This window comes from Microbispora sp. KK1-11, from assembly GCF_006874435.1.
Taxonomy (GTDB): domain Bacteria; phylum Actinomycetota; class Actinomycetes; order Streptosporangiales; family Streptosporangiaceae; genus Microbispora; species Microbispora catharanthi.
The window spans coordinates 83922-108738 of sequence record NZ_VIRJ01000019.1; the positions used below are offsets into that span (position 1 = coordinate 83922).

Annotated in this window: 22 protein-coding genes and 1 tRNA gene; 10 read left to right on the forward strand and 13 right to left on the reverse strand. The window is 69.4% G+C overall.

Annotation, left to right across the window (positions count from 1 at the left end; translation table 11 throughout):
* Window positions 1–95 precede the first annotated feature (95 nt).
* From FLW16_RS25440 to FLW16_RS25460, 5 genes are all read right to left on the reverse strand, one after another.
* Window positions 96–1487, reverse strand: a complete 1392-nt coding sequence (locus tag FLW16_RS25440; RefSeq protein WP_260615574.1) for a GH1 family beta-glucosidase — start codon at window positions 1485–1487, stop codon at window positions 96–98.
* Window positions 1484–2308 carry a carbohydrate ABC transporter permease gene (locus FLW16_RS25445; protein ID WP_142562647.1) on the reverse strand — a complete coding sequence of 275 codons (825 nt, stop codon included), beginning with the start codon at window positions 2306–2308 and terminating at the stop codon, window positions 1484–1486. The genes FLW16_RS25440 and FLW16_RS25445 overlap by 4 nt, the downstream gene beginning before the upstream one ends.
* Window positions 2301–3320, reverse strand: a complete 1020-nt coding sequence (locus tag FLW16_RS25450) for a carbohydrate ABC transporter permease (protein WP_142562648.1) — start codon at window positions 3318–3320, stop codon at window positions 2301–2303. The genes FLW16_RS25445 and FLW16_RS25450 overlap by 8 nt, the downstream gene beginning before the upstream one ends.
* Before the next feature lie 86 nt (window positions 3321–3406).
* Window positions 3407–4708: an ABC transporter substrate-binding protein gene (locus FLW16_RS25455; RefSeq protein ID WP_142562649.1), complete on the reverse strand. Its 1302-nt coding sequence runs from the start codon at window positions 4706–4708 to the stop codon at window positions 3407–3409.
* Window positions 4709–4916: 208 nt separating this feature from the next.
* Complete coding sequence (locus FLW16_RS25460; RefSeq protein WP_142562650.1) at window positions 4917–5864, reverse strand: AraC family transcriptional regulator; 948 nt, start codon at window positions 5862–5864, stop codon at window positions 4917–4919.
* Between the two features lie 141 nt (window positions 5865–6005).
* On the opposite strand from FLW16_RS25460, the gene FLW16_RS25465 reads away from it, so the two are divergent.
* The 4 genes from FLW16_RS25465 to FLW16_RS25480 all read left to right on the forward strand — a co-directional run bounded on the left by FLW16_RS25465 (window position 6006) and on the right by FLW16_RS25480 (window position 10193).
* A complete protein-coding gene (locus FLW16_RS25465) occupies window positions 6006–6512 on the forward strand; it encodes an anthrone oxygenase family protein (protein ID WP_142562651.1) in 507 nt (168 codons plus the stop codon).
* 55 nt (window positions 6513–6567) lie between these two features.
* Window positions 6568–7098, forward strand: a complete 531-nt coding sequence (locus FLW16_RS25470) for a PadR family transcriptional regulator (RefSeq protein ID WP_185949584.1) — start codon at window positions 6568–6570, stop codon at window positions 7096–7098.
* Window positions 7095–8498 carry a DHA2 family efflux MFS transporter permease subunit gene (locus tag FLW16_RS25475; protein ID WP_142562653.1) on the forward strand — a complete coding sequence of 468 codons (1404 nt, stop codon included), beginning with the start codon at window positions 7095–7097 and terminating at the stop codon, window positions 8496–8498. The genes FLW16_RS25470 and FLW16_RS25475 overlap by 4 nt, the downstream gene beginning before the upstream one ends.
* A 306-nt stretch (window positions 8499–8804) precedes the next feature.
* Window positions 8805–10193, forward strand: coding sequence for a glycoside hydrolase family 16 protein (locus tag FLW16_RS25480; protein WP_142562654.1), 1389 nt, complete (start codon window positions 8805–8807; stop codon window positions 10191–10193).
* A 56-nt stretch (window positions 10194–10249) separates the two neighbouring features.
* Here FLW16_RS25480 and FLW16_RS25485 read toward each other — a convergent pair whose 3' ends face one another.
* Both FLW16_RS25485 and FLW16_RS25490 read right to left on the reverse strand, forming a co-directional pair.
* Window positions 10250–10837 (reverse strand): DUF5666 domain-containing protein, encoded by a 588-nt coding sequence (locus FLW16_RS25485; RefSeq protein ID WP_142562655.1) that lies wholly within the window; start codon window positions 10835–10837, stop codon window positions 10250–10252.
* Between the two features lie 270 nt (window positions 10838–11107).
* Window positions 11108–11701, reverse strand: coding sequence for a TetR/AcrR family transcriptional regulator (locus FLW16_RS25490; protein WP_142562656.1), 594 nt, complete (start codon window positions 11699–11701; stop codon window positions 11108–11110).
* Between the two features lie 82 nt (window positions 11702–11783).
* Here FLW16_RS25490 and FLW16_RS25495 point away from each other — a divergent pair, with 82 nt between their 5' ends.
* Window positions 11784–12491, forward strand: a complete 708-nt coding sequence (locus FLW16_RS25495; protein WP_260615575.1) for an alpha/beta fold hydrolase — start codon at window positions 11784–11786, stop codon at window positions 12489–12491.
* On the opposite strand, the gene FLW16_RS25500 is transcribed toward FLW16_RS25495, so the two are convergent.
* Both FLW16_RS25500 and FLW16_RS25505 read right to left on the reverse strand, forming a co-directional pair.
* Entirely contained in the window at window positions 12492–13112 is a 621-nt protein-coding gene (locus FLW16_RS25500) for a LysE family translocator (RefSeq protein WP_142562657.1), read from the reverse strand.
* A gap of 73 nt (window positions 13113–13185) precedes the next feature.
* Window positions 13186–13554, reverse strand: coding sequence for a response regulator transcription factor (locus FLW16_RS25505; RefSeq protein ID WP_142562728.1), 369 nt, complete (start codon window positions 13552–13554; stop codon window positions 13186–13188).
* A gap of 149 nt (window positions 13555–13703) precedes the next feature.
* Here FLW16_RS25505 and FLW16_RS25510 point away from each other — a divergent pair.
* Window positions 13704–13778 (forward strand) — tRNA-Arg (locus tag FLW16_RS25510).
* A gap of 186 nt (window positions 13779–13964) precedes the next feature.
* Here the strand turns inward: FLW16_RS25510 and FLW16_RS25515 are convergent.
* From FLW16_RS25515 to FLW16_RS46260, 4 genes are all read right to left on the reverse strand, one after another.
* Window positions 13965–16658 (reverse strand): RICIN domain-containing protein, encoded by a 2694-nt coding sequence (locus FLW16_RS25515; protein ID WP_221891277.1) that lies wholly within the window; start codon window positions 16656–16658, stop codon window positions 13965–13967.
* Window positions 16659–17271: 613 nt separating this feature from the next.
* A complete protein-coding gene (locus FLW16_RS25520; protein WP_142562659.1) occupies window positions 17272–20157 on the reverse strand; it encodes a glycosyl hydrolase family 95 catalytic domain-containing protein in 2886 nt (961 codons plus the stop codon).
* A gap of 610 nt (window positions 20158–20767) precedes the next feature.
* Complete coding sequence (locus FLW16_RS25525; protein ID WP_185949585.1) at window positions 20768–21181, reverse strand: RNA-binding S4 domain-containing protein; 414 nt, start codon at window positions 21179–21181, stop codon at window positions 20768–20770.
* Entirely contained in the window at window positions 21163–21360 is a 198-nt protein-coding gene (locus tag FLW16_RS46260) for an NUDIX domain-containing protein (RefSeq protein ID WP_221891278.1), read from the reverse strand. Before FLW16_RS46260 ends, FLW16_RS25525 begins: the two co-directional genes overlap by 19 nt.
* A gap of 235 nt (window positions 21361–21595) precedes the next feature.
* Between FLW16_RS46260 and FLW16_RS25535 the strand changes: the two genes are divergently transcribed.
* From FLW16_RS25535 to FLW16_RS25545, 4 genes are all read left to right on the forward strand, one after another.
* Window positions 21596–23179, forward strand: coding sequence for a serine/threonine protein kinase (locus tag FLW16_RS25535; protein ID WP_142562661.1), 1584 nt, complete (start codon window positions 21596–21598; stop codon window positions 23177–23179).
* Between the two features lie 156 nt (window positions 23180–23335).
* Window positions 23336–24076 carry a VOC family protein gene (locus FLW16_RS25540; RefSeq protein ID WP_142562662.1) on the forward strand — a complete coding sequence of 247 codons (741 nt, stop codon included), beginning with the start codon at window positions 23336–23338 and terminating at the stop codon, window positions 24074–24076.
* A gap of 61 nt (window positions 24077–24137) precedes the next feature.
* Window positions 24138–24296, forward strand: coding sequence for a hypothetical protein (locus FLW16_RS43925; protein ID WP_185949586.1), 159 nt, complete (start codon window positions 24138–24140; stop codon window positions 24294–24296).
* A complete protein-coding gene (locus tag FLW16_RS25545) occupies window positions 24293–24745 on the forward strand; it encodes a hypothetical protein (protein ID WP_142562663.1) in 453 nt (150 codons plus the stop codon). Before FLW16_RS43925 ends, FLW16_RS25545 begins: the two co-directional genes overlap by 4 nt.
* Window positions 24746–24817: the final 72 nt, after the last annotated feature.

The following is a 24817-nucleotide window of genomic DNA, read 5'->3' on the forward strand; positions in this document are numbered from 1 at the left end:
CTTGGTCGTGTCTGACACATCAAGCCCTGCTGCGCGTGGCCCAGGCGGCGCCCGATGCATCCACCTGGATCCACGCTCGCGACGGGCAGCATGTGTCAGGCACTCCCCAGCCCGTTGCGTTCGATGACGTCTCGATACCACAGCGCGCTGTCCTTGGGAACGCGTCGCTGGGTCTCGAAGTCGATGTACACGATGCCGAATCTCTTGTGGTAGCCGTAGGCCCACTCGAAATTGTCCAGGAGCGACCATACGAGATAACCCCTCAGGTCCGCACCGGCGGAGATCGCGGCGTGCGCCGCCCGCAGGTGGCCGTCGAGGTAGCCGATCCGGTCCTTGTCGTGTACCTCGTCACCGGCGAGGTGGTCGTCGAAGGCCGCGCCGTTCTCCGTGACGAGCAGCCCGACCTCGGGATAGTCGCGCGACAGCCGTACGAGCAGGGTCTCCAGGCCGGACGGCTCGATGGGCCAGTCCATCGCGGTCGTCGGGCCGGTCGGCGGCTCGAACCGGACGCCCTCGGTGCCGGGGAAGGCGGGGTTGGCAGGCTCGCCGGGCGCGGCCGACACGAAGGACGGGTTGTAGTAGTTGATGCCGAGCAGGTCGATCGGCTGGTGGATGACGGCCAGGTCGCCGTCCCGGATGTGGTCGAGGCCGCCGTGGCGTGCGGCGATCTCCAGCACCTCCTCCGGGTAGCGGCCCCGCAGCGCCGGGTCGAGGAACTGCCGGTTCATCAGCGCGTCCACCCGTGCGGCCTCCTCGTGGCCGTCGTCCGTCTGAACGACCGGCGAGAGGTTGAGGGTGAGTGCGATCTCGGCGGCCCCGGCCGCGCGCAGGGCCCGCGCCGCCAGCCCGTGGCCGAGCAGCAGGTGGTGGGCGGCGCGGAAGGCGGCGGCCGGGTCGCGCCTGCCCGGGGCGTGGACGCCGGAGCAGTAGCCGAGGAAGGCGGCCACCCACGGCTCGTTCAGCGTCGTCCAGGTGCCGACGCGGTCGCCGAGCCGCTCGTGCACGACGGCGGCGAAGTCGGCAAAGCGCGCGGCGGTGTCCCGTACGGCCCAGCCGCCGGCGTCCTCCAGCGCCTGCGGCAGGTCCCAGTGGTACAGCGTGGGGTAGGGCGTGATGCCGTGGGCGAGCAGCTCGTCCACGAGGCGGTCGTAGAAATCGAGGCCCGCGGCGTTGACCTGCCCCGCTCCGGTCGGCAGGATCCGCGGCCAGGCCACCGAGAAGCGGTAGGCCGCCAGGCCCAGGCCGGCCATGAGCCGCACGTCCTCGGCGTAACGGTGGTAGTGGTCGCAGGCGACGTCGCCGGTGTGGCCGTCGGCCACGTTGCCCGGGACCTTGGAGAACGTGTCCCAGATCGAGGGGCCCCTGCCGTCCTCGGCGGCGGCGCCCTCGATCTGGTAGGCCGCAGTGGCGGCGCCCCAGACGAAGCCGTCAGGGAAGACCATCTTCGACGATCCGGTCCCCCGAGTAGCCGTGGTCGTCGCCGTCATCCCTTCACAGCTCCCTGCATGATTCCTCCGATGATCTGTTTGCCGAGCAGGACGAAGATGAGCACCAGCGGCAGGGTCGCCACCGCCGTGCCGGTGAGGCCGAGCGTGAAGTCCCGCACGTAGCCGCTGGCGAGCTGCGACAGCGCGACCTGCACAGTGGGATTGTCCGGGGTGAGGACCACCAACGGCCAGAAGTAGTCGTTCCACGCCGTCATGAACGTGAGCATGCCGAGCACCGCCGCCGCCGGTCTGGCGGCCGGGATCACGACGTGCCAGAACAGCCGGGCCGTGCTGCATCCGTCGATCCGCCCCGCCTCCAGCAGCTCGGTCGGCAGCGCGCGGCTCAGGTACTGCGTCATGAAGAACACGCCGAACGCGTTGACCAGCGCCGGGACGATCACGGCGTACATCGTGCCGGTCCACTCCAGCTTGATCATCAGCATGTAGAGCGGGATGATGCCGAGCTGCGTCGGGACCATCATCGTCACGACGGTCATGAGCAGGAGCACGTTGCGCCCGCGGAAGCGCAGCTTGGCGAACGCGAAGCCGGCCAGGGTGGAGAAGAACATCACCGACACGGTGATCGTCCCGGCGACGACGAACGAGTTGAGCAGCGCCAGCGCGAACGGCGCGGTGTCGAAGACCCGCTGCACGTTGGCGAAGAAGTTGCCGCCGGGCAGCAGCGGCGGCGGCACCTCGGCCAGCGCCGCGTTGTCGTGCGAGGCGACGATCACGCTCCAGTAGACCGGGAACGCCGAGAAGAACGCCACCGCCACGAGGGTGAGATAGGTGAGCGGATGCCCGCGCAGCGCTCTAAGCATCGAGTCCTCCACGCATGCGCCGTACGACGAGGTAGTTGAACGCCACGACCACGACCACGAGCAGGAACATCATCCACGCCGCCGCCGAGGCGTAGCCGAACTCGAAGCTGCGGAAGCCCTTCTCGTACAGGTAGAGGGCCAGGGTCTGGAACTGGCGGTCGGTGCCGCCCGTGGCCGCCGCGCCGTTGCTGACCTGTGCGCCGAACAGCAGCGGCTCGGCGATGATCTGCATCGACCCGATCGTGGTGACGATGACCGTGAAGATGACGGTCGGCCGGATCATCGGGAGCGTGATGCCCCACAGCTGCTTGAGGCTGGACGCGCCGTCGAGGGTCGCCGCCTCGTAGATCTCCTTGGGCACGGCCTGCATGGCGGCGAGATAGATGAGCGCGTTGTAGCCGGTCCACCGCCACATGATCATCACGGCGATGGCGACGTGCGAGGTGGCCACGCCCGCCTGCCAGTTGATCCGGCCGAACCCGAGCCAGTCGAGCACCATGTTGATCAGCCCGAAGTCGCGCCCGAAGAGCTGGCTGAAGATGACCACCACGGCCACGACGCTGGTCACGTTGGGCAGCAGGAGCGTGATGCGGAACAGCGTCTGCGCCCGCAGCGGCCGGTTCAGCAGGTGCGCCAGCACGAGCGCGAGCAGCAGCTGGGGAATCGCGGACAGGACCCCGATCGACAGCGTGTTGAACGCCGCGTTCCAGAAGTAGCCGTCGGCGAACAGGGCCTTGTAGTTGTCCAGGCCGATGAAGGGGTTGTCGCTGCTCAGCAGGTTCCAGTCGTGCAGCGACACCCAGGCCGTGTAGATGAGCGGGAAGACGCCGAAGGCCGCGAAGAGCAGGAAGAACGGCGCGACGTAGACGTACGGCGAGGCCTGCCGGTCCAGCCGGTGCAGGCGCGAGCGCCGGTCCGACGCCGCTCGCGCGGGTGCGGGGGTGGGCAGGCCCGGAGGGCCGCCGGGGGAGGGCGCCACGGTCCGCAGGGACCCGCCCGGGGGTGATGCCATGGGAGATCCTCCTTCGGGCAGGGCCCCCGGAACGGATAGCACGGAGCGGATCGCACGGATCGTCCGGGGGCCCTGCCTGCGACGGACTACTTGATGCCTTCCACGTCCTTGAGAACCTGGGCCCACGCCTCGTCGGGCGACTGCTTGCCCTGCTCGACCCGGCCGATGCCGTTGCCGACGGCGGTGCGTACGTCGCCCTCGCGGGGGCCGAGGTGCTGCGGCTTGAGGTTCTTCGCGGCGTCGGAGTAGATCTTGCCGACGGGGGCGTCGTTGAAGAAGTCCTTCGTGAAGTTCTGGATGTCCGGCTGGTCGTACAGCGACGGGATCGACGGGAAGTTGCCGATCGCCTTGAACACCGCGGCCTGGTTCTGCGCCGAGGTCAGGAAGTCGATCAGCTCGGCGGCCTCCTTGGGGTGCTTGCTCTGCTTGGGCACGGTGAGGTGGGAGCCGCCGGAGTTGCCCGCGCCGCCGGGGACGGTGGCGATGTCCCACTTGCCGGCCGCGTTCTTGGCCTGGTCCTGGATGTAGGCGGTCATCCAGGCGGGGCAGATCACGGTCGCGAACGAGCCCTTGGCGAAGCCGGTGTTCCACTCCGGCGTGAACGCGCCGATCTTGGCCGACAGGTTCGCGTCGATCATCTGGACCGACAGGTCCCACGCCTTCTTCACGTCGGGGTTGGTGGCGACGACGATGTTGTCCTGCGCGTCGTACACGCCGACCGGGGCCTGGGCGATGATGGCCCGGAAGATCTCGCCGGGGCTGTCGAAGAACTTGGCGTCCTTGGGCGCCTTGGCGGCGAACTTCCTGCCGGTCTCGATGTACTGCTCCCAGGTGGGCCACAGGGCCGACACCTCGTCGCGCTTGCTCGGCAGGCCGGCCTTCTCGAACAGGTCGGTGCGGTAGCACATGGCCAGGCCGCCGACGTCGGTGCCGAGGCCGATGAGCGCGCCGCTGGGGGCGAGGCCCTGCTGCCACTTCCAGTCGAGGTACTCGCCCTGGCGCTTGTCGAGGCCGTACTGCTTCAGGTCGTGGAACTTGTCGGGCTGCGAGGTGAACTGGCTGATGTAGCCCACCTCGATCGCCTCGACGTCCGCGGCGCCCGCGCCGGTGGCGAGATGCGCGGCGAGGTTGGTGTGGTGGTCGGCGTACGCCGCCTGGCGCTCCTCGATCTCGACGTTGGGGTGCGTCTTCTTGAACTCCTCGTACAGCGGCTTGAAGCCGAAGTCGCCGAAGAGGCCGACGCTGAGCTTGATCTTCTCGGTGGACCGGCCGTCGCCGGTCTTGGCGTCGGATCCGCCCCCGCCGCACGCCGTGAGCGTGAGCAGGGAGGCGGCGAGCATGGGGGCGAAGAACCGGACGATCCGGCGGCCCGGGTGGGGAGTGCCCATGAACCCTCCTTGGGTTCCGCATATGAAATCGATCATGAAGAGAGCGCTCTCGCACAAGAGTGGGAGTCGTCCGTGGGGTCGTCAAGGGGCCGATCAGTAACGATTCCCGTTATCTCGGGTCGGCGTAATCACTGGTGAGAGCGCTCCCACGGCTATCGGCGCAGCGTGGGGAGCGTCCGGCCCGCGGACGGGTTCTCTCGGATGGATTTCAGCCGGCCGGCCGGCTCAGGCCCTCCCGGTACCGCTGCGGGCTCACGCCGCGCTCCCGCTTGAAGGCCGAGCTCAGCGCGAACGCGGTGCCGTAGCCGACCCGCCGGGCCACGGCCTCCAGCGTCGCGTCGGTCTCCCGAAGCAGGTCGGCCGCCTGCGCCAGCCGCAGCCCGGTCAGGTAGGCCATCGGCGGCTCGCCGACCAGTTTCACGAACCGCTGTGCCAGCGCGGCGCGGGAGACCCCTGTCCGGCCCGCCAGCTCGGCGACCGTCCACGGATGGGCCGGGTCGGCGTGCAGCATCCGCAGCGCCGGCCCGACCACCGGGTCGCCGTGCGCCCGATACCAGCCCGGGGCCTGGGCGTCCGGGCGCGAGAACCACGTCCGCAGCACGGCGATCAGCAGCAGGTCCAGCAGGCGGTCGAGCACCACCTCCTGGCCCGGTTCGTCCTTGACGATCTCCCTGCCGAGCAGCGTGACGAGGGAGCCGTCCCAGGAGTCGCCGCGCAGCACCAGCAGCGTGGGCAGCGCCGCCAGCAGCCGCTGGGTGACCGCGCCGCGCATCTGGTAGGTCCCGATGAGCATCACGGCCGAGCCGTCCGGGTCGTTGCCCCAGTTGCGCGTGCCCAGGTCCATCTCCGCCGACAGGGCGCGGCCGTCCGGCGTGGTGCAGACCTGCCCGGGATGGATCACGACCTGCGGCGCGGTCGCCGGGTCGTCCGCGACCGTGTAGTGCGCGGGACCACGCACGACCGCCACGTCGCCGGGCCCCACCCGTACGGCCCGGTCCTCGTCCGGGGTGATCCACGCCTCGTCGCGCACCATCGCCACCAGGCACAGCGGCGCCTCGTCCTGGATCCGCACCGACCAGGGCGGGCTCAGCGTCGCCCGCAGCAGGAAGGCCCCCCGCGCCCTGGGTCCGTCGAGGAGGTCGGCCAGCGCGTCCATGCCCGGAATCGTAGACGGCCGGGTATGCGGTCGAGCGTCTCGGCGATGTCGCCCGGAGCCCTCCGCCGGTTGACTGATCGTCATGACGACGACAGTGCGAATCCTGGTCACCATCGGCGCCCGCGCCGCGGCGAGGGCGTCATGACGTACCTCCTGGCCGCTGTCGCGGCGGCCCTGTCCATGCTCATGACCGCCGGGATGGCGGGCACCTTCTTCGGGTTCTCCGTGGGGGTCATGCCGGGCCTGAACGCGGCGCCGGCCTCCTCGGCGATCGACGCGATGAACGCCGTCAACGTGAAGATCCAGAACCCGGTGTTCCTGGCGGCGTTCGTCCTCGCCCCGGTCGCCGCCGCCGGGGCGGGGGGCCTGTTGCTGGCCACCCCTCGCTCCGGCGCGGCCTGGCCGTTCTTCGCGGCGGCCGCGGTGTACGCCGTCGGCGTGATCCTGATCACGGCCGCGGTGAACGTGCCGATGAACGACGCCCTGGCCGCCGCGGCGGCCCACGGCGACCCGGCCGGCGCCGCCGCCCGGATCTGGTCGGACTACTCGGCCCGGTGGACCACCTGGAACTCCTGGCGGGCCGTGGCCGGCGCGGTGAGCCTGCTGCTGATGGGCTACGGCGCCTACCGCTGGGGCCGGGGCTCCTGATCCACGCCGCTCGTTCATCTGTGCCGGTTAACCTAACCTAGGTTAGATTGGACGGGTGTACTCCGACATAGTCATCCTCCGAGGGCTGCTCAACACGCCGAAGCACGGCTACGAGATCAAGAAGTACATCGAGCGCGTCACGGGAGGGCTGCTCAACAACAACACGCTCTATCCCGCGCTGCGGCGTTTCGAGCAGCGCGGCGAGATCGAGAAGGTGGCGGAGGAGGTCGCCCCGGGCCGTCCGCCGAGGACCATTTACCGGATCACCGACAAGGGCCGTGAGCGGCTGCGGGCGCTGCTGCGCACGGCCGATCCGATGCTCCTCATGAAGGACGAGGAGTTCCAGGTCAGGGTGGGCCTGTTCGATCTGCTGCCCGCGCCCGACCGCCGCAGGATCATCGAGGTGCGGCGGGAGTGCGTGGAGCATTCGCTGGCGGCGCAGGAGGAGCTGGCCGCTGCCGCGGGACACGAGCCGTGGGGCCTGCGCGTCCTCCGATTCAACATCGAGCGCCACCGGCTGGAACTCGCCTGGCTGGACGAACTGGAGGCGGCGCTTCCGGAACCCGCGCCGGGGGAGTCCTTATGACAGGCGCCGAGGCCGGCAGGCCCACCCGTCTCATGTCCCTCGGGCTCGTCGCGGGCCCGATCCTGTCGATGGTCGACTCGTCGGTGGTCAACCTCGCGGTGCCCGACCTGACACGCGAACTCAACCGGCCGCTGGAGGTCGTGCAGTGGGCCGTGAGCGGCTACCTGCTCGCGCTGGCGGTCGGCCTGGCCCTCACGTCCTTCCTGGCCAGGAGGTTCGGGCTGGTCCCGACGTACATCGGCAGCCTGGCCCTGTTCACGCTCGCGTCCGCCGCGTGCGCGCTGAGCCCCGACGCCGGCGCGCTGATCTGCTGCAGAGCGCTGCAGGGCCTCGGCGGCGCCCCGCTCGTCCCGCTGGCGATCGGCCTGCTCATCGGGGAGGGCGGGGCCGCGACGGGCTCGAACGGCAGGGTGCCGCTCGCCGCGGGTCTCGCGTTCTTCGCGGCGCCCGCGCTCGGCGTCTCCCTGGGCGGCCTGCTGATCGGGGCGTACGGCTGGCGCTCGATCTTCCTGATCAACCTGCCGATCGGGCTGCTCGCCCTGCCCGGCGCGTTCGCGGCCTACCGGGCCGGTCTCGGCGTCCGGGGCGACCGCGCCGTACGCCCGGACCTGCCGGGGCTGGTCCTGCTGGCGACCGGGCTCGGGCTGGCGACCTACGGAGTCGAACGGGTGGCGGCCCACGGTTGGGCCACCCCGTCGTGGCCCGTCGGCCTGGCGCTCCTGGCCGGCTACGTGCTGTGGGCCCGCCGCCGGCCGCAGGCCGCCCTGGCGCTCGACCTGGCGCGGGACCGGGCGCGGGCGACGACCCTCGCGCTGTGCGCGGTGTCGAGCGTCGTGTTGTTCGCCGTGCTGTTCCTGGCGCCGCTCTATCTCCAGACGATCCAGCACCACTCCAGCCTCGTCACCGGGCTCGCGCTCCTGCCGCAGGGCCTGGCCATGGGGCTGTCCGCCCCGCTGGGCCACAGGGTGGCAGAACGCCGGTCGGTGCGGTTCGCGGTGGTGCTCGGCATGGTGCTCCTGACGGTGATGACCGGCCTGATGGCGCTGTTCACGCCGGACACGCCCGTGTGGCTCACCACGCTCGTCCTGTCTGGACGCGGCCTGGCCATCGGGTTCACGAGCCAGCCGCTGGTGGTCTCGCTGCTGGGCGGCCTGGCACCGGAACGCGTCCCGGACGCCAACACGCTGTTCAGCGTGGCGCAGCGGCTCGCGGGATCGTTCGGGATCGCGCTGCTCGTCACGTTCTTCACCACGCGCGGCGCGGCGACGGGCTCGCCGCTCACGGGCTTCCGCGAGACCGCCCTGATCCTGGCCGCGACCGCACTGCTCGGAACGCTGGGCGCGACCATGCTCCGCCTGACGCCGGCGCCGGAACGCAGGGCGGGACCGGGCTCCGCCTGACGTGGCGAGGGGGCACGGGTCGGGCTCTCTGCGGAAGCAGATTGGAGAGCGCTCTCTCGTCACTGCTCACACCGGGGGGCATGTACTGAGAACGCTCTCTCAGATTTCACAGACCCCCTTGACGCGAGTGAGATTCAAAGGGGACAGTGTCGCTCAAGCGGTCCGCGATCGCGGTGCGCGGGCCCTCACGACCCTCTCCGGACGCCGCCGTCCGGCCCTGCAGACGTCCACCGTCTTCGCTCCGTGAGGCCACCCGCACCCCCCAATCCCCCCGCCGCGACGACCGGACCGAGGAGAGAGGTACTCATGCGTGTGCTCCACTCCCCATGGCGGCGCTCGGTGCTGGCGCTGCTCGTCGTGGCCGCCGCGGTCATGGCCCTCGCCGTACGGCCCGCCGACGCGTCGGTGCCCGGGACACCGTCCGGCTGGTCGCTCGTCTGGTCGGACGACTTCAACGGCACGGCAGGAACGCTCCCGTCGTCCACCAACTGGATCATCGACACCGGTCACTCGTACCCCGGAGGCCCGGGCAACTGGGGCACCGGCGAGATCCAGAACTACACGTCCAGCACCTCCAACCTGAGCCTGGACGGCAGCGGCAACCTGCGCATCACCCCGATCGGCAGCGGCCAGAACTGGACCTCCGCGCGGATCGAGACCCGCCGCGCCGACTTCAAGCCGGCCGACGGCCGCATCCTGCGCATCGAGGGCCGCATTCAGATGCCGAACGTCACGGGCGACGCCGCCCTCGGCTACTGGCCGGCCTTCTGGGCGCTGGGCGCGCCCTACCGGGGCAACTACCAGAACTGGCCCTCGATCGGCGAGCTCGACCTCATGGAGAACGTGAACGGGCTCAACACGGTCTGGGGCACCCTGCACTGCGGCGTGAATCCCGGCGGGCCGTGCAACGAGACCAACGGCCTGGGCAGCAGCCGGGCCTGCCCCGGCTCGACCTGCCAGTCGGCCTTCCACACCTACTGGTTCGAGTGGGACCGCAGCGTCAGCCCCAACCAGCTCCGGTGGTATGTGGACGGCCAGCAGTTCCACAGCATCAGCCAGAGCCAGCTCGACGCCACGACGTGGTCGAACATGACCTCCCACGCCGGATACTTCATCCTGCTGAACGTCGCCATCGGCGGAGGCTTCCCCAACGGCGTGGCCGGGTTCTCCACGCCCACATCCGCCACCGTGTCCGGGCGGCCGATGGTGGTCGACTACGTGGCCGTGTGGCAGAGCGGCGCGACCAGCAGCCCGCCGCCGAGCTCGCCCCCGCCGGGCGGCGTGGACGCCCGCTCCACCATCCAGGCGGAGAACTACCAGGCGCAGAGCGGCACGCAGGTGGAGACGACCCAGGACAGCGGCGGCGGCCAGAACGTCGGCTACATCTCCAACGGCGACTGGCTGCGCTTCGACGGCGTCAACTTCGGCTCGACGGCGGCGCGGCAGTTCAAGGCCAGGGTCGCCTCCGGCGCGGCGGCCGGCGTGAGCGGCCTCGTACAGGTCAGGCTCGACAGCCCGACGGCCACCCCGATCGGCGACTTCGCCGTCGGCAACACCGGCGGCTGGCAGAGCTGGACGACCGTCCCGGCCAACATCACGCCGACGACCGGCACCCACACCGTCTACATCACCTTCAGCAGCGGCCAGCCGGCCGACTTCGTCAACCTCAACTGGTTCACGTTCGCCACGTCCTGACCGTCACGCCGTGGGCGGGGCCGCTGCGGGTCCCCGCCCATGGGCAGCTCTCGGCGTCACCCGGTGGGCGAGACCGTCTCCGGCGACGGCGATCCGCCGGGAGCGACGGACTCACCGGGTGTGGCGGGCGCGGACGGTGTCTGCGGGGTCTGCGGCGGGGGTGCGCCGCCTCCGCCGTGCCCCGGCAGCGCCGGGCGGCTGGCGTCCGCGACGATGAGCGCCCTCGGGCTGCCACCGGTCGTGCCCACGACCCACACCTGGTCGCCCTGCTGGATCCCCTGCAGGCCCTTGTAGTCCGCGACGATCCTGGTCGACTCGTCGACCGTGTAGGTGCGGCCGTCCACCGTGAGGGCGCCGCTCTTCACGGAGTCCACCGCGCCCGTCTGGCTGGTGAAGGTCTGGTAGTCGCGGGACGTGCGGGGCTGCTGGGGCTGTGCGAGCTGGAGCAGGCCGAGCTCGGTCATGCCGAACTGCTCCGGACCTGGCCGGAGCTGTCCCCCCTGGGCGTACCGCGGCTGGTCGTGGCCCGGCGCGCCCGCCGCGGCGAGGCCGGCGCCGGTGACGAGGGTGAGCGCCGCGGCGATTCCGAGGAGAAGCCGGGGCCGCTTGCCGTGAGGTTGGGGCGGCTTGCTGGACATGGTCATCGGTGTGCTCCCTCCACTCGGCGCTGGGGCACGACATGACACGGTGCGACATGACACGGTGCGGCCTGACGTGGCCGGCGCGGCTGGGATGTGCGCGAACGACGTGAGCGGACGTGACCGTGGCGGGTCATGGAACGTCCGCGGGAACGACGCGCCGGGCGTACGCGGCCGCGCATGGAGCGCGCGGCGCCGCGAACCCGTCGCGGAGGGCCCGCCAGTGGTACTCCTGGCCGGGCCGCCCGGTCGATCTGTCCGGGCCGATCCGTTCGGTCAGCCGCCGGCCCCTGCCGGTCGGCCCGCCTTCGGATCCCCTGGCCGCCCTACCCCATCGAGCACGGTGTTCACCGCCCGCTCGGTAAAGCCGTCGTCCAGAGGCAGTTGCCGGAATACCACCCGCAGCCAGACCGCGCCGGCGAGCAAATCCATGATCATCATGGGGTCGGCGGAATCACCGATCTCGCCGCGCTCACGGGCCCGCTCGAAGATCGGCCGCTCCCGGGCGAACCGGTCGGCGAAGAAGCCCCTCGCCGCCTCCGCGAGCTCGGGGCTGTTGGCGGCGGCTCCCAGCGCCGCGACGGCGATGTCCGCCGCCGGGGGAGTGGTGAGCAGGCGGGCCAGGCCGTCCAGCAGCGCGTGCAGGTCGCCCCGCAGGCTCCCGGTGTCGGGCACGTCGAAGTCGAGCGCCCGCGCCTCGACCAGCGCCGTGCCGAGCAGGGCGGCCTTCGACGGCCACCACCGGTAGATCGTCGTCTTGTTGACCCCCGACCGTTCGGCCACGCCCTCGATCGTCAGGCCCTCGTAGCCCTTCTCCGCGAGCAGGCGCAGCGCGGCGTTCAGGATGTCGTCCTTCTTGCGTGGGGCCATGGTGGGAGCCTACTGCAACGCACCGTTGTGTTTTAATGGCGAATGCAACGCAACGTTGCGTTGCTATTCGAGGAGGCGCGTCATGAGCATGCCGGTGGTCTTCGTCCACGGCACCCGGTTGAGCGGCACGATGTGGTCCCCGGTCCGGGCGCTGCTGCGGGCCCCGTCCGCCGCGCCCGACCTGCCCGGGCACGGCCGCCGACGCGGCCTGCCGTACACCACGGAGGTGGCCTGCGACGTCGTCGCGGAGGCGATCGCGGACCTGGGTGGACGGGCCCTCGTCGTGGGGCTGTCCCTCGGCGGCTACGTGGGCATCGCCGCCGCCGCGCGGCATCCCGGCCTCGTCGCCGGCCTGGTCGCGATGGGCTGCACGACGCGGCCCGACCGGCCCAGGGCGCACGCCTACCGGCTCGCCGGGCGCCTGGCCGCACGCAACCCTACGATGGCCGACCGGGTGAGCCGCTTCGCACTGCGCCGGATGCTGCCCGGGGCCGCCGGAGAAGCCATGATCGAGGGCGGGCTGAGCGGCGAGGTCGTGGCGTCCGTCGTCGCGGCGGTCACGGCGGAGGACCCCCTCGCCTCGCTGGCGGCCTACCCCGGCCGGGTCTGGCTGCTGAACGGCGCCCGCGATCCCTTCCGGGCCGACGAGCGGGCGTTCCTGCGGGCGTGCGCCGACGGCAGCCTCACCCACGTGCCGGGCCGGGGGCACCTGACCGTGCTCGCCGATCCCGCCCGGCTGGCCCGCTTCATCGACGAGGCGGCCCGGGACCTGTCCGTCGGCGCGGCCTGATCAGCCCCGCGCCGTACGCCCGGCCCCGCTCAGCGCGGCGACGAGGGCGAGCGCCAGGTAGACCAGCCCCGAGGCGTACCTGAGCGTGCTCGCGCGCAGGCGGCGGCCGAGCGACCCGGCGGTCAGCGCGTACACGAGGTCCGAGGCCAGCCCGATGACGGCGAGGACCAGCCCGAGAAGGAGGACCTGCCCGGGCACGTCGCCGAAGGGATCCACGAACTGCGGCAGGAACGCCAGGAAGAACAGCACGGTCTTGGGGTTCAGCACGTTGACCACGACGCCTTCGAGGAAGACCCGGCGCAGCGGCTGCGGCCTCGGCTCGTCGCCGTCGGAGCCCCGGCCGGTCAGGGCACGGACGCCGAGATAGACAAGGTAGGCGACGCCGGCCCACTTCACCGCTGTGAACAGCTCCGCGGACCGCGCGAGCAGATAGGACAGGCCCGCCGCCGCGGCGGCGATGTGGAGCAGTGTGCCCGTCTCCACACCGAGGGCCGAGGCGACCCCGGCGCGGCGGCCCTGGGCCACGCCCCGGGCGGCGATGTAGAGATGGTTGGGGCCAGGCACGGCCACCACCGCCGCCGAGGCGGCCGCGTACACCAGCAACGTCGAGGTATCGATCACGCTTGCCGAGGCTAGAAGCGTCCCGGCCCGCGCGCCCGGGCCAATCGGCGCCCGCGTCCGTGGACCAATGCGCTCAGAGCGTCTCGGGGCCCTTGGCGAGGTCCCGTACGATCTGGATCAGCTCGGCCGGGTCGAACGGCTTGGTGAGGTAGGCGTCGACGCCGATGTCGTACCCCCGCCTGCGGTCGTCCTCCTGGGCCCGGGCGGTGATGAGCATGACCTTGATGTGCCGGGTGCTCGGGTCCTCCCGCAGCCGCGTGGCCGTCTCCCAGCCGTCCAGACGCGGCATCATCACGTCGAGCGTGATCACATCGGGATCCACGTCATGCACGCGGTCCAGACAGTCCTGCCCGTCGTACGCGGTCTCGACCTCGAACCCCTCCAGGGTCAGGTTGACCGCTATGAGCTGCCGGATGACCTCGTCGTCATCCACGACCAGCACGCGTCCCAGAAGCTCGCCCACGGCGGCAAAGCTAGCCAATGAGACGGGGTGGGCGCGCGGTTTTCGCTGATCCACATGCCAGCGCCCTCAGGCGGCCGTATTGATGTCACGAACGGCCTTCAAGTGCTGGTAGCCTTATCAGCGGTTGAGCCCCCTTAGCTCAGGGGATAGAGCACCGGCCTCCGGAGCCGGGTGCGCAGGTTCGAATCCTGCAGGGGGCACCAGATCAAGACCAGTCCACACATCGTGTGAGCTGGTCTTTTTCGTGCCGTACGACTGTCGCGATCCTGTCGTTCTGCGACGGTGTCGGACGCGTCGCGACAGGGTCTGCGGGCAGCACGCGGGACCGTCGGCAGGGTGGGCCGCGGGCGGTGCGCGTATGACCGTCCGCGGCCCGGTAGGACCTCACATCAGCTGCGCAGGCTCCACTGCTGGTTCGTGCCGCCGTTGCACGCCCACAGAATGATCTTCGTACCGTTGGCGGTGCCGGCGCCGTTGGCGTCCAGGCACAACCCGGACTGCACACCGGTGATGGTGCCGTTGGAGTTGACGTTCCACTGCTGGTTGGTCTGTCCGTTGCAGTCCCAGATCACCACCTGGGTGCCGTTCGAGGTGCCCTGGCCGTAGGCGTCCAGGCACTTGTTGCCGAACACCTGCAGTTGCTTGCCGGACGTGTACGTCCACCGCTGGTTGGTCTGTCCGTTGCAGTCCCACAGCTGCGCCTGCGCGCCGTTGGTCGCCGAGGCGCCGGTGACGTCTACGCATCGGCCGGACTGGCCGCCCACGATCGAGCCGCTCTGCTGGCTGCTCCCGCCGCTTCCTTGCCTGACGAGCGATTTCGACTCTGCCGATCGATTCCCCTGGGCGTCCACGACGTAGAGCCGATACTCACCGGTCGACGTCGGAACGGCAATGGAGGTCGCGGTTCCGCTTGCCCGGGTCATCGTGTTGCCGACGGCGAAGGAGGTCGTACCCGAGGGGGCCAGCCAGACCGTCTTGCTCGCATCGCCGGTGCTGCGGATGGGAATCGATGTCACACCGGCGCCGACGAACGTGCTGGCGGGCAGGACGTAATCCGGCAGAGAAAGATTGCTCTGGGGGATGATGTTCCTGTACGCGTCCTCGAGTCCGGAGTTCACGGCGATGCTGTATGCCTGCGACGGCCAGACGTAGTCCGAGGATACGAGGATGTCCTGGACCGTGCTGTTCGGCAGGTTCTTGTTGGAGACTTTGTTGATAGGGCCGTATGTCTGCGTGATGCTCAGATCATGCTTACGTCCGAAGTCGTCGGAGTTGATGAGCCACGTGACATTCTTGTCCACGCTCAGGACGTTGTCGCGGAACGTTATGTACGCTGAGCCTTCGTCCGGGTGGAGTCCGTACTTGTGACCGGCCGGGACGCCCTGCAGATAGTTGTTGCTGATCGTGGTTCCCGGCTGGCTGCCCAGCGTGTAGATGGGAGCCGTGTCGCCCAGGCGCTGCACCGTGTCGATGATGTGGTTGTAGCTGATGTTGTTGTTCTTCGCCGTGGTGGTGGGCCGGTTGGGCTGGATCGAACCTGACGATCCGTCGAAGTTCCACCACCCCCAGCCGAGCGTTATGCCGGACCACGGGGCTTTCTCGATGCGATTGTGCTGGATGGTCAAGGTGTCGGCGAAGTACGCCGAGATGGGGCTGTGCCCGTTGAACAACACGGCACTGTCGTAGATGTAGTTGTTCTTGATGTCGATGTTCTTGGGCGCTCCTTCGACACCCACGGGATACTTCTCGTGATTGGTGGAGGTGTAGTCCCCGATGTAGACATGCTGGGGATGGCCGACGACGATGGCGGACCCGGCGATGTCGTTGGTGTAGTTTCCGATCAACTGCGTGTTCACCACGTCGTTGGCCATGGTGATTCCGTCGACGCCGGTGTGCTGTATCCGGTTGTTCTGCAGGACGAGCCCGTCGGCGTTGTCGATCTGAATGGCGCCGGGCGCCATGTCGACATTGCGGTAGTAATAGACGTGGAAGTTCTGCTTGGCATATGCGAGCGCGCCGAGATTGCCCTGCTGGGCTTGTTTGAGCACCGAGCCGGCCACGTTGAACAGGTTCCAGTCGGAGTGCTGGACCGTGAGGCCGGCGAATGTGATGTTCCGGACGCGAGCGCTGGTGGAGGTGCCGGCGACCCTGAGAAGGGTGGACACGTTGTTCGGCGCGAAAACCGTCGCGGTCGTCATGTCCTCGGAGGTTGCCTTGTAGTAGTACAACGTCCGGCTCGTCTTGTCGAAGAAGAACTCGCCCGGCGTGTCCAGGAACTCGTAGGCGTTCATGACCTTGTGGGTGCCGCCGACCTGGGCGTTCCCGTTGAAGGCGCCCTGGGCGATAGCCGCTCCCGGCTGCTGGAACTGAGCTATACGGTTCGTGCCGTCAGAGGTGACCTGCCGGACTCCCACGATGGCCGTGGTCCAGGTCGTCGCCGTCTCTATTTCGATGTCGTCCTGATTGGCGGCGATGGCGGGAAAATCGCTCAGACTGTACTTCGCTCCCGCGCACTGCGAACCCGATTCCCACGCCCAGGGCGCCTGTCCCGCCGTGATGGTGTAGGTTCCGTAACACCCCTGCGAGTTTATTGTTTTCGAAGCCATGTACGCTCGCTTGTCGTTGACATAGAGCGCACGGAGCTTGTTGCTGCGATTCAGCGGCGCTTTCCAGATGTTACCGCTGTGCTGCGTCCATCCGGTTACCTGAACGCCTCCGCTGAGGATCGGCGTCTCGTTCTGGTACGCGGCGTATACGACCCGGAATCCATTCGTGCCGGAGTCGGCCGGCGTGAAGTCGATTGTGCTGCCGACCGGATAGTTGCCCCCGCGGAGGTACACGTAGATGTCGCCTGTCATGTCGGCGTTCACCGTGCGGACGACGTCCCTCGCGCGCTGCAGGGTTCTGAACGGCGACGTGATCGTTCCAGGGTTGGCGTCGTTGCCGTCGGGGGCGACGTAATAGGTTGCCTGGGTCGCTGCCGAGGCCGCGGTATTACCTGTGAAGGCCGGCAGCAACACAGCGGCGACGAACACCGCAAGCGCTGCTAACGCCTTCCCAGTGGTGGACAGGGCTGACTTCACGCTCTGTTCCTTTCGCTGGTTCCGAGCAGATTTTCGCCGCGAAATCACCCCGTCGTGGCAGAACTCATCGGGGTGTGCCATCGCGCGGGCGCGGCGCCTTGTCTTGCAGTTGCGGACATCGATCGGAGGGCGTGCACCTTTGCGGGCCGAGGAGCCGGCCGCAGGTCACCGCCGGGGCCCGAGGTCTCCTCATAACACGCCCTAAGAATGTGTGGCAGACGTTGCATCACCATTTCGAGGCGAAACGTATGACGTATGCCGACTGATGTCTAGGGGGTAATGTCGCATCACAAGGGGCCCTGCAACGCTCGATGGAGCGCGGGAAGGCGCATCTTCGTCCACCTCCAGCGCCGCGACGCCAGGTGATCTTTCGCGAGATGGTGAGACGCCGCCGGTCATGCGTACCGCGACCTGGCAGCTCGCCCTCCGATCTGCCAGGTCAGGGCTGGTGGCTCCGTCTCCGCGCCGGTCGGCGGCGGCCCGGCGCGATCGTGCGTGCGGTGCCCGCGGCGCACCGGAGCCCTGCTGCATCGGCCGCGTTCCAGGCCGGTGCAGGGAGGAAACCACTTCATCTCAGCAGTGGTGAATCACATTGCTGGTGAAACTTTCATCGTCACACGGCGACGATCTGCCATTCCTGGTTGGCGCCGCTGTTGCCGGCCCATTGGATGACTCGGGCGCCGTCGGCTGTGGAGCCGGCTTCGACGTCCGCACATAATCCATCGCCCACGTTGACGAGCCGGTAGTAGCCGCTCGTGGCCGCGGGGACGAGTTTCCACCGCTGGTTCGTGCCGTTGGTGTCGGTCATCTGGACGAGGGCGGCGCCCTGGTTGGCGTTCGGGCTGCTGAGGACCTTGCCGCTGCCGACGCTGGTCAGCCGGAACGAGCCGTCGGAGTTCTGCGACATCCGCCACTGCTGGTTGGTCCCGCCGTTCCAGGGCCATTGGACGACGGCGGCGCCGTCGGCGGTGGAGCCTCCGTAGACGTCCAGCACCTTGCCGCTGTTGCGGTTGACCAGGCGGACGACGCCGGTGGACGGGCCGCCGGTGCCCAGCTCGACGGTGATCTGGGTCGTCGTACCCGCGGTCAGGGACACCTGCCGGGCGTGGCCGCCCAATGGCGAGGTGGCGACGCTCGCGCTGGTGGTAACGGAAGAGATCCCGCGCCGGCAGATGAGCGTCACGGTTTGGGTTACTTCGGAGATGACGGTGGCGGTGACGGTCCGGGCGCTGATGTCCCAGGTGAGCGATTCGATCCGGATGCGGTTGCGGCCGCGCACGCCGGTGATCGTGCCCTTGGCGAACTGATCGGGCAGCGCGGGCAGCAACTCCAGGATGCCGGGCCTGGTGTAGATCAATGCCTCGGCGACAATCGCGGGCAGCGAGTTGGCGGCGTCGGCGTTGTAGATCGACAGGTTCGGGTTGTGCGAGGTCATCAACGATCGGAAGACCATGTTGTTGCCCAGGATCTTCCGCAGGTTGCCGTACACGCCGGCGCCGTCCTTGAGCCGGGCTCGGGCGAGGCTGCGGTGGATGGCGCCGTGGGCCTCCCCTCCCTCGTCCCCTCGCAGATCCAGGGCGCGGCTCGCGTAGCGAATCAGGTCGGGCTTGTCCTCGGGGTTGATCTCGTGCAGCGGCCAGACCGGGTACATGTGCTGTACGTGACGGTGGTTGTACCGGTCGGTCAGGCTGGGCCACGACCATTCCGCGAGCGCCCCGTCGCCGTTGATCCGATAATCGGGCATCTTGGCCAGCAAGGCGGTCCAGCGTTGCACGCCTTGGCCTGGGCCCTGCTCGGTGCCGAGGAAGTCGGCGGCGTCGATGGCGGCCCGCAGCGCATGCTTGCCTGCGGCGATCTCACCGGTCGCATTGATCGACAGTTGCCTGCCCGTGTTGCCGGGGCTGTTCTCCATGGAGAAGCACGGCACGAAGACGACCTTGCCGTTGGCGTCGGTGCGAGTGAGGAAGTCCTCGTAGAACAACGCGAGCTCGATCAGGACCGGAGCGAGCTTGGTGCGGTAGAAGGTGGCGTCACCGGTGACCTGGTAGTACTCGAGCAGCGGATAGAGCAGCCAGTCGGCGCCGCCGATCCAGGTGTGGCCGGGGAACCCGCTGTCGAAGTGCAGCATCTTGCCGTACTCGCCGTCGGTACGGGAGGGAGCGAGCAGGCCGCGAGTGCCGTAAAGATTTCTGGCGTTGGTGCGCCAATCGTTGATCTGGCCGAGGATCAGGTTGAAGTAGCCGTCCATGGCTTCGGTGAGGGACAGGATGTTGCCGCCGGCGACCTGGAAGTTGACGTTGGCGTCGGTGGTGAAGTCGCCGGCCCACGCCGCATCCCAGGCGCCCGTCCACAGGCCGGTCAGCCGCGGTGGCAGGACGCCGCTGGAACTGAGGAACAGGTAACGGCCGGAATCGTACATCCGCTCCAGCAACGCGAGGTCGATGGCATTGCGGTTGGAATTCTGCCGCGCGATCAGCTCAGTGGTCGACAGCTGCCGATCGGCGGCGCTGACGTTCAGGTCGAGGCGTGACCGGTCGTACAGCGGGGTGTGCAGGGCGGTATGCCGCGTGAGCAGCGTCGCGTAGTCGGCGCTCAGCGCGGCCAGCGCCATGTGCAGCGGTTTCGCGTCCCACGCGGTGGACGACTCGTAGCGGTCGAGTTTGGTCAGCAGCACGAGTTTGGTCGCCGCGGCCACGACGATGGCCGACCCGCTCACCCGTACCGAACCGCCGGTCGCGACCACCCGGGTGACGCCCTCATAGCCGAACGCCCCCTGCCCGGCGGGGTATGTGCCCCGCAGGTTCAGGTAGCCGTCACCGTTGCCGACCGTGGCGAGGGTGGCGAAGCCGACGGACCCCGGCACGCCGCTCAGGGCCGTGTTGACGCTCAGCGTGGTGTCGATCGTCCGCCCCGGCGCGGGAGTGAGTTCGTGGACGATGACCCGGTCGGCCCGGGAGGCGAAAGCCCGGCGCGTCCACGCACCATAACTGTCGGTCCACGTCGAGGTGACCTCCCCGGTCCTGAAATCGGTGATCCGGGTGTAGTCGTTGACGGTCGTCATCCCCGGCGTGCTGATCTGCAGCTCATAGCCCGGATGGAAGGTCTGGGTCCAGCGCAGCGACCAGCCGGAGGTGAAGTCGCCGGTGGCACCGTTGAAGTCACCGGCAAGCGCCTTGTCCCTGACGCCCGGCAACCGGCCCGACAGCGTCGGCGGAGTCAGGTTACGGGTGCCGTTGGGCATCACGAACCGATGATGCGTGAAGACGACCTTCTCCAGGGTGGGCGCGCCGTAGAGCATGGCCCCGTACTCGCCGTTGCCGGTCAGGAAGGCATCGGTCCAACTCACGGCGGAGGCCGTGTCGTAGATGCCGCGTTGCGGCAGTTGCGGCGGCACGGCGGCAGCCGCTCGGTCAGCGAAGATCGCCGAAGGAAGCGCGGCAGCGCCGACGGTCGCCGCCGTGGTGGCGATGAAGCGTCGACGGTTCAGCGGCATGTTCATTGAAGCTCCTGGTGGCGAGTTGGGCGTGATGCTCGCGGCCGAGTGCCGGCTGTGCCGCCACGACTGGTCCACCTCCGCCGTACGGCCGCCATTCGGTGCAGGCATGCGGTCAGTGGGGTGCCTCCGAAGGCAAGAACACAATTGGGTTTGTCGGGAGGACATCCCATGAATCGGCGCGTTTCGCGCAACGTATGACGTCTGATGTATTGGGTCAAGAAACAATTTCGAGCGCCGCGTAACCTGGTCCCCGGTTCCAGTACGGCCGACGACTCCTTCAGGAGCTCGGTGAAACTTTCATCGACAGGGAGGTTGAACGCCAGAACGGCGACCGCGAGGTGTGCGCCTACCGTCGGTTACTTCCTTCATTCACCCGTGGGCGCGACGCGTCCGCAGGGAGTCATCCCACCTTTGGTAGACCTGCGGCGAAGAATTCATGCGCGATTGTGGAATCTTGCTGATCGTCGGCGGAGGTGCGCCCGAGCCATGCCACCGCCAGCGGAATCCCGCCGGCTTCGACGGCGGCCTCGGCATCGGGCTCGACCGTCCCCGCGGCGGCAACATCTCCGCAGCATCACCGCGCACGCCGCACGGTTTGATGCGGCATGCCCGTTCACTCCGGGCGTGCCCGGCGGTCCCGCCCTTCCACCACCGGGCGCCCGAGCAGTTTGTCGATGCTGCGCCGCTCGCGTTTGGTGGGACGTCCCGCGCCACGTGCCCGGACGGCCACCGTCACGGCCTCCTCGCGTGGAGGCGGCGGAGGGCTCTTGTCGACGTAGCACTCGGCGGCCACGGGGGCGCCGACGCGCTTGGTGATGATGCGGGAGACGACCACGATGCGTTCGCGCCCCTCGTGGCGCAGACGGATCTCGTCACCGACCCGGACGACGTGCGCGGGCTTGACCCGTACCCCGTTGACCCGGACGTGACCGCCCCGGCAGGCGTCGGACGCGATCGAACGAGTCCTGGTCAGCCGTACCGACCAGATCCAGATGTCCACCCGCGCACTCACCTGCTCACCCGACACGCCGACACTGTACGACGAGCCAGATGCCTGGCGTACTCGCGGATCCGTGGTCTGTCTTCGGGGAAGGCGCCCTCCCAGTCGTGGTGCATCGGGATCCAGGCGCCGGTTTCCTCGTGCAGCTCACGGCGGGCGGCGTCCCGTATGGGTTCTCCCTGCTCGACCTTCCCATCGGGCGCCACTCAGCCTCTCCAGCGGTGCTTGACGACTTTCCCTCCCTGCCCATCCCGCTCGGTGGTTGTTGTAGACCGGGCGGGGGTGGCGCGGTGCGGCGACGACCGGTGGGGGGCGGTGGTTGCAGGCGTCGATGAACGCTCGGTCGAGCGACCTGGAGCGGCGCGGGCTCGCCTCCGTGGTCGCCGTCCGGCTGTTGTGAGGCGTACCGCGCCGCGCCCCGCGTCGCTAGGGTTCGGTGCCATGGTCACCCCCCTGGAGCCCGATGACCCGCGCGTACTGGGTGAGTTCACACTGACGGGACGGCTCGGCGAGGGCGGGCAGGGGGTGGTGTTCCTCGGCCGGTCGCCCCGCGGGGAACAGGTCGCGGTGAAGGTGCTCAAGTCGGGGCTCGACTCGTCGGTGAAGGAGCGGCTGGTCCGCGAGCTCGACGCGATGCGCGGAGTCGCGCCCTTCTGCACCGCCCGGGTGCTGACCGCGGTGGTCGATGGGCGGATGCCGTACGTGGTGAGCGAGTTCATCGACGGGCCGTCTCTGCAGCAGCGGGTCGATTCCGGCGGTCCGCTGCGGGGCGGCGAGTTGGAACGCCTCGCGGTCGGCACGGCCACGGCGCTGACGGCCATTCACGGGGCCGGGATCGTGCACCGGGACTTCAAGCCGGCCAACGTGCTGCTGGGGCCGGACGGCCCCCGGGTGGTGGACTTCGGCATCGCCAGGCACGGCGCGAGTGACACGATCACGGCGGGCCCGGTCGGCACCCCGGCCTACCTGGCTCCCGAGCAGATCGCCGGGGACCCGGCCACGCCCGCCTCCGACGTGTTCGCCTGGGGAGCCACGATCGTCTTCGCCGCCACGGGTCGTCCGGCCTTCGGCGCCGCCAGCGTCCCCGCCGTCATGCACCGGATCCTGACCGCCGAACCCGACGCCTCGGCACTGCCCCCGTCGCTGCGCGGGGTGGTCGAACGATGCCTCGCCAAGGATCCCGCGCGCCGGCCGGCCTCCCGCGACCTGCTGCTGGAACTCGTCGGGTCCGCCCCCGACCCGCTGCAGGCGGGCGCGGCCGCGGCGACCACCAGACCGGAAGGCGTACGGCAGGGCGGGACGACCGCGATCCTCCCGGCCTTCCCGGCTACCGGTCCGGCCGGGACGATTCCGTCGGGCCTGGAGACCACCGGTGCGGGCGGCCGTCGGCGGGCTTCCCGCACCGGGATCGTCGCCGGGGCGGTGGCCGCCGTGGGCGCGGTGTCGGTCACCGCCGCTCTGCTGGCGCCGCGCCTGCTGTCCGGCGACACGGCCGCCACTCCGTCGCACGCAGCCACGACGACCGTCTCGCACACCGCCGGCTCACCGGCACCGCCCGCCGACGCCATGCCGGGGGAGACCGTCACGGCCGACGGCGGTGCGACCCAGGACGACGCCGGCGCGGGGCAGGACGCCACCGTGACGACGGACGACGCCGCGGGGGATGCCACAGCGACTCCGAAGGCCACCCCCGTGCCGTCGACCACGCCGGGCGGGACGGTTCCTGCCGCGTTCGCCGGCACCTGGGGAGGCCATCTCGAGCCAGACCAGCTCGTGGGAACCAGCGAGACCGACGTCCAGATCGTGCTGGAGCCGGGCAAGCGCAACGGAAGCTGGAAGGACACCAACAGTTCGTGCCGGGGAAGTCTGACGCTCACGCGCAGCTCCGGCACGGCACTCGTCTTCCGGCTGGACAAGTGCGCCGCGGGCAGGATCACCCTGATCCAGACCGGCGAAGGGCTCTCCTACCGATGGGACGGCGACGAAGGCGACGTCACCTTCCAGGGCCTCCTGGTCAAGGACTGACCACTCCGCATTCAGACCCCCGGGGTTGAGGAATCTGCGGACAGTACTTGTCGCCGAGACCGACCTCGTCGCCGGGCGAGAAGGCTCTGGACGTTCCCGCCCGTTACCGCCGGCAGAGCCGGAGGTGCGCGTTCTGCTGAACATAGGGTGGGCCGCATGGCGCTGCGACTTAGTCTGCTGAATCTCAAAGCTCGGGATAACTCGGCGCTCGGCCGGTTCTGGGCGGAGGCGCTCGGTTGGGATGTTTTCAGCGAGGGACCCGCTGTGACAGGCGTTGGGCCCGCGGGCTTCGTCTGGCCCGACTCCGCCGCCGTCTGCGTTTGTGTGGTCACCGTCCCGGACCCCGAAACGGTGAAGTACCGCGTGCACCTCGATCTCGCCACCACGTCCGCGGCCCATCAGGCGGAGTTGGTCGCGCGTCTGAAGGAGCTCGGTGCGACGCCCGCCGACGTGGGCCAGGGCGACGTCCCGTGGACGGTCCTGGCCGACCCGGAGGGCAACGTGTTCTGCGTGCTGGAGCCTCGGGAGATCTACCGCGATACCGGGCCGATCGCCGCGGTGGTGGTCGACTGCGCGGATCCGCGGGCCATGGCCCGGTTCTGGGGCGAGGCGATGGACTGGACCGTGCACGAGGTGACCGACGACCACGCGCGGCTGCGCTCCGCCAAGGGAGTCGGGCCGTATCTGGAGTTCCTCCGCACAACGCCCGGCGTGAAGACCGTGTGGAACCGCGTCCATCTCGACCTGCTGCCCCACCCCGCTGAGGACCAAGCGGCGGAGGTGGCCCGGCTGCAGACCCTCGGCGCGACGCTCGCCGACGTCGGCCAGGGGGACGCGTCGTGGATCGTCCTGGCCGACCCGGAGGGCAACGAGTTCTGCGTCCTCGCTCCAGCCTGACGCGGAGCCCACCGTCATCCACTGACGATACGTGTCAGTGGATGGGCCGTACGGTCCCGGCATGGCGTTCATCGAGAAGATCACGCGGCCGCTCGACCCGATCGCGGTCGACGGCCGGCATCACGACGACAGGCCCATGCGGGCATCCGAGCCGAGGGGCGAATCCCCGGACCGCGCCGACCACCTGACCGGCATCCGGCCGGAAGGGGCGGGACTGTGAACGACTTCGATTTCCTCGTCGGCACGTGGGACGTGGCCAACCGGAGACTGTTGAAGCGGGGCGTCGGCAGCGACGAGTGGGAGGAGTTCCCCGGCCGCTGTGTCGCGTACGGCTTCTTCGACGGCGCGGGCAGCTTCGACACACTCACGCTGCCGACCAGGGACTTCGACGGCGCGACGATCCGGACGTACGACGCCGAGCGGGACGAGTGGTCCATCTACTGGGTCAACAGCAGGCGCGGCCTGGATCCGGTCCCGGTCGTCGGCCGCTTCGTCGACGGGGTCGGCACCTTCTACGCCGACGACACCGACGACGGCCGCCCGATCCGCGTCCGGTTCATCTGGTCGGGGATCACGCCGGACTCGTGTCACTGGGAGCAGGCCTTCTCCTATGACGGCGGCCAGACCTGGGAGACCAACTGGACCATGGACTCCACCCGCGTCGGGTGATGCGGATACAGCCACGCCGGTCGGCCGTCATCACGACAGATGGATCTCGCTGGTGACGGTCGGCCGTTCGCT

Excerpts from the sequence above, each read along its gene's own strand:
- FLW16_RS25460 (WP_142562650.1), bottom strand. The coding sequence starts at position 5,864 with ATGGACGCGCTGGCCGACCTCCTCGACGGACCCAGGGCGCGGGGGGCC.
- FLW16_RS25485 (WP_142562655.1), bottom strand. The coding sequence starts at position 10,837 with ATGACCATGTCCAGCAAGCCGCCCCAACCTCACGGCAAGCGGCCCCGG.
- FLW16_RS43925 (WP_185949586.1), top strand. The coding sequence starts at position 24,138 with ATGGCGTTCATCGAGAAGATCACGCGGCCGCTCGACCCGATCGCGGTC.
- FLW16_RS25450 (WP_142562648.1), bottom strand. The coding sequence starts at position 3,320 with ATGGCATCACCCCCGGGCGGGTCCCTGCGGACCGTGGCGCCCTCCCCC.
- FLW16_RS25540 (WP_142562662.1), top strand. The coding sequence starts at position 23,336 with ATGGCGCTGCGACTTAGTCTGCTGAATCTCAAAGCTCGGGATAACTCG.
- FLW16_RS25535 (WP_142562661.1), top strand. The coding sequence starts at position 21,596 with ATGGTCACCCCCCTGGAGCCCGATGACCCGCGCGTACTGGGTGAGTTC.
- FLW16_RS25475 (WP_142562653.1), top strand. The coding sequence starts at position 7,095 with ATGACAGGCGCCGAGGCCGGCAGGCCCACCCGTCTCATGTCCCTCGGG.
- FLW16_RS25495 (WP_260615575.1), top strand. The coding sequence starts at position 11,784 with ATGAGCATGCCGGTGGTCTTCGTCCACGGCACCCGGTTGAGCGGCACG.
- FLW16_RS25465 (WP_142562651.1), top strand. The coding sequence starts at position 6,006 with ATGACGTACCTCCTGGCCGCTGTCGCGGCGGCCCTGTCCATGCTCATG.
- FLW16_RS25455 (WP_142562649.1), bottom strand. The coding sequence starts at position 4,708 with ATGGGCACTCCCCACCCGGGCCGCCGGATCGTCCGGTTCTTCGCCCCC.
- FLW16_RS25440 (WP_260615574.1), bottom strand. The coding sequence starts at position 1,487 with ATGACGGCGACGACCACGGCTACTCGGGGGACCGGATCGTCGAAGATG.
- FLW16_RS25480 (WP_142562654.1), top strand. The coding sequence starts at position 8,805 with ATGCGTGTGCTCCACTCCCCATGGCGGCGCTCGGTGCTGGCGCTGCTC.
- FLW16_RS25445 (WP_142562647.1), bottom strand. The coding sequence starts at position 2,308 with ATGCTTAGAGCGCTGCGCGGGCATCCGCTCACCTATCTCACCCTCGTG.
- FLW16_RS25520 (WP_142562659.1), bottom strand. The coding sequence starts at position 20,157 with ATGAACATGCCGCTGAACCGTCGACGCTTCATCGCCACCACGGCGGCG.
- FLW16_RS25490 (WP_142562656.1), bottom strand. The coding sequence starts at position 11,701 with ATGGCCCCACGCAAGAAGGACGACATCCTGAACGCCGCGCTGCGCCTG.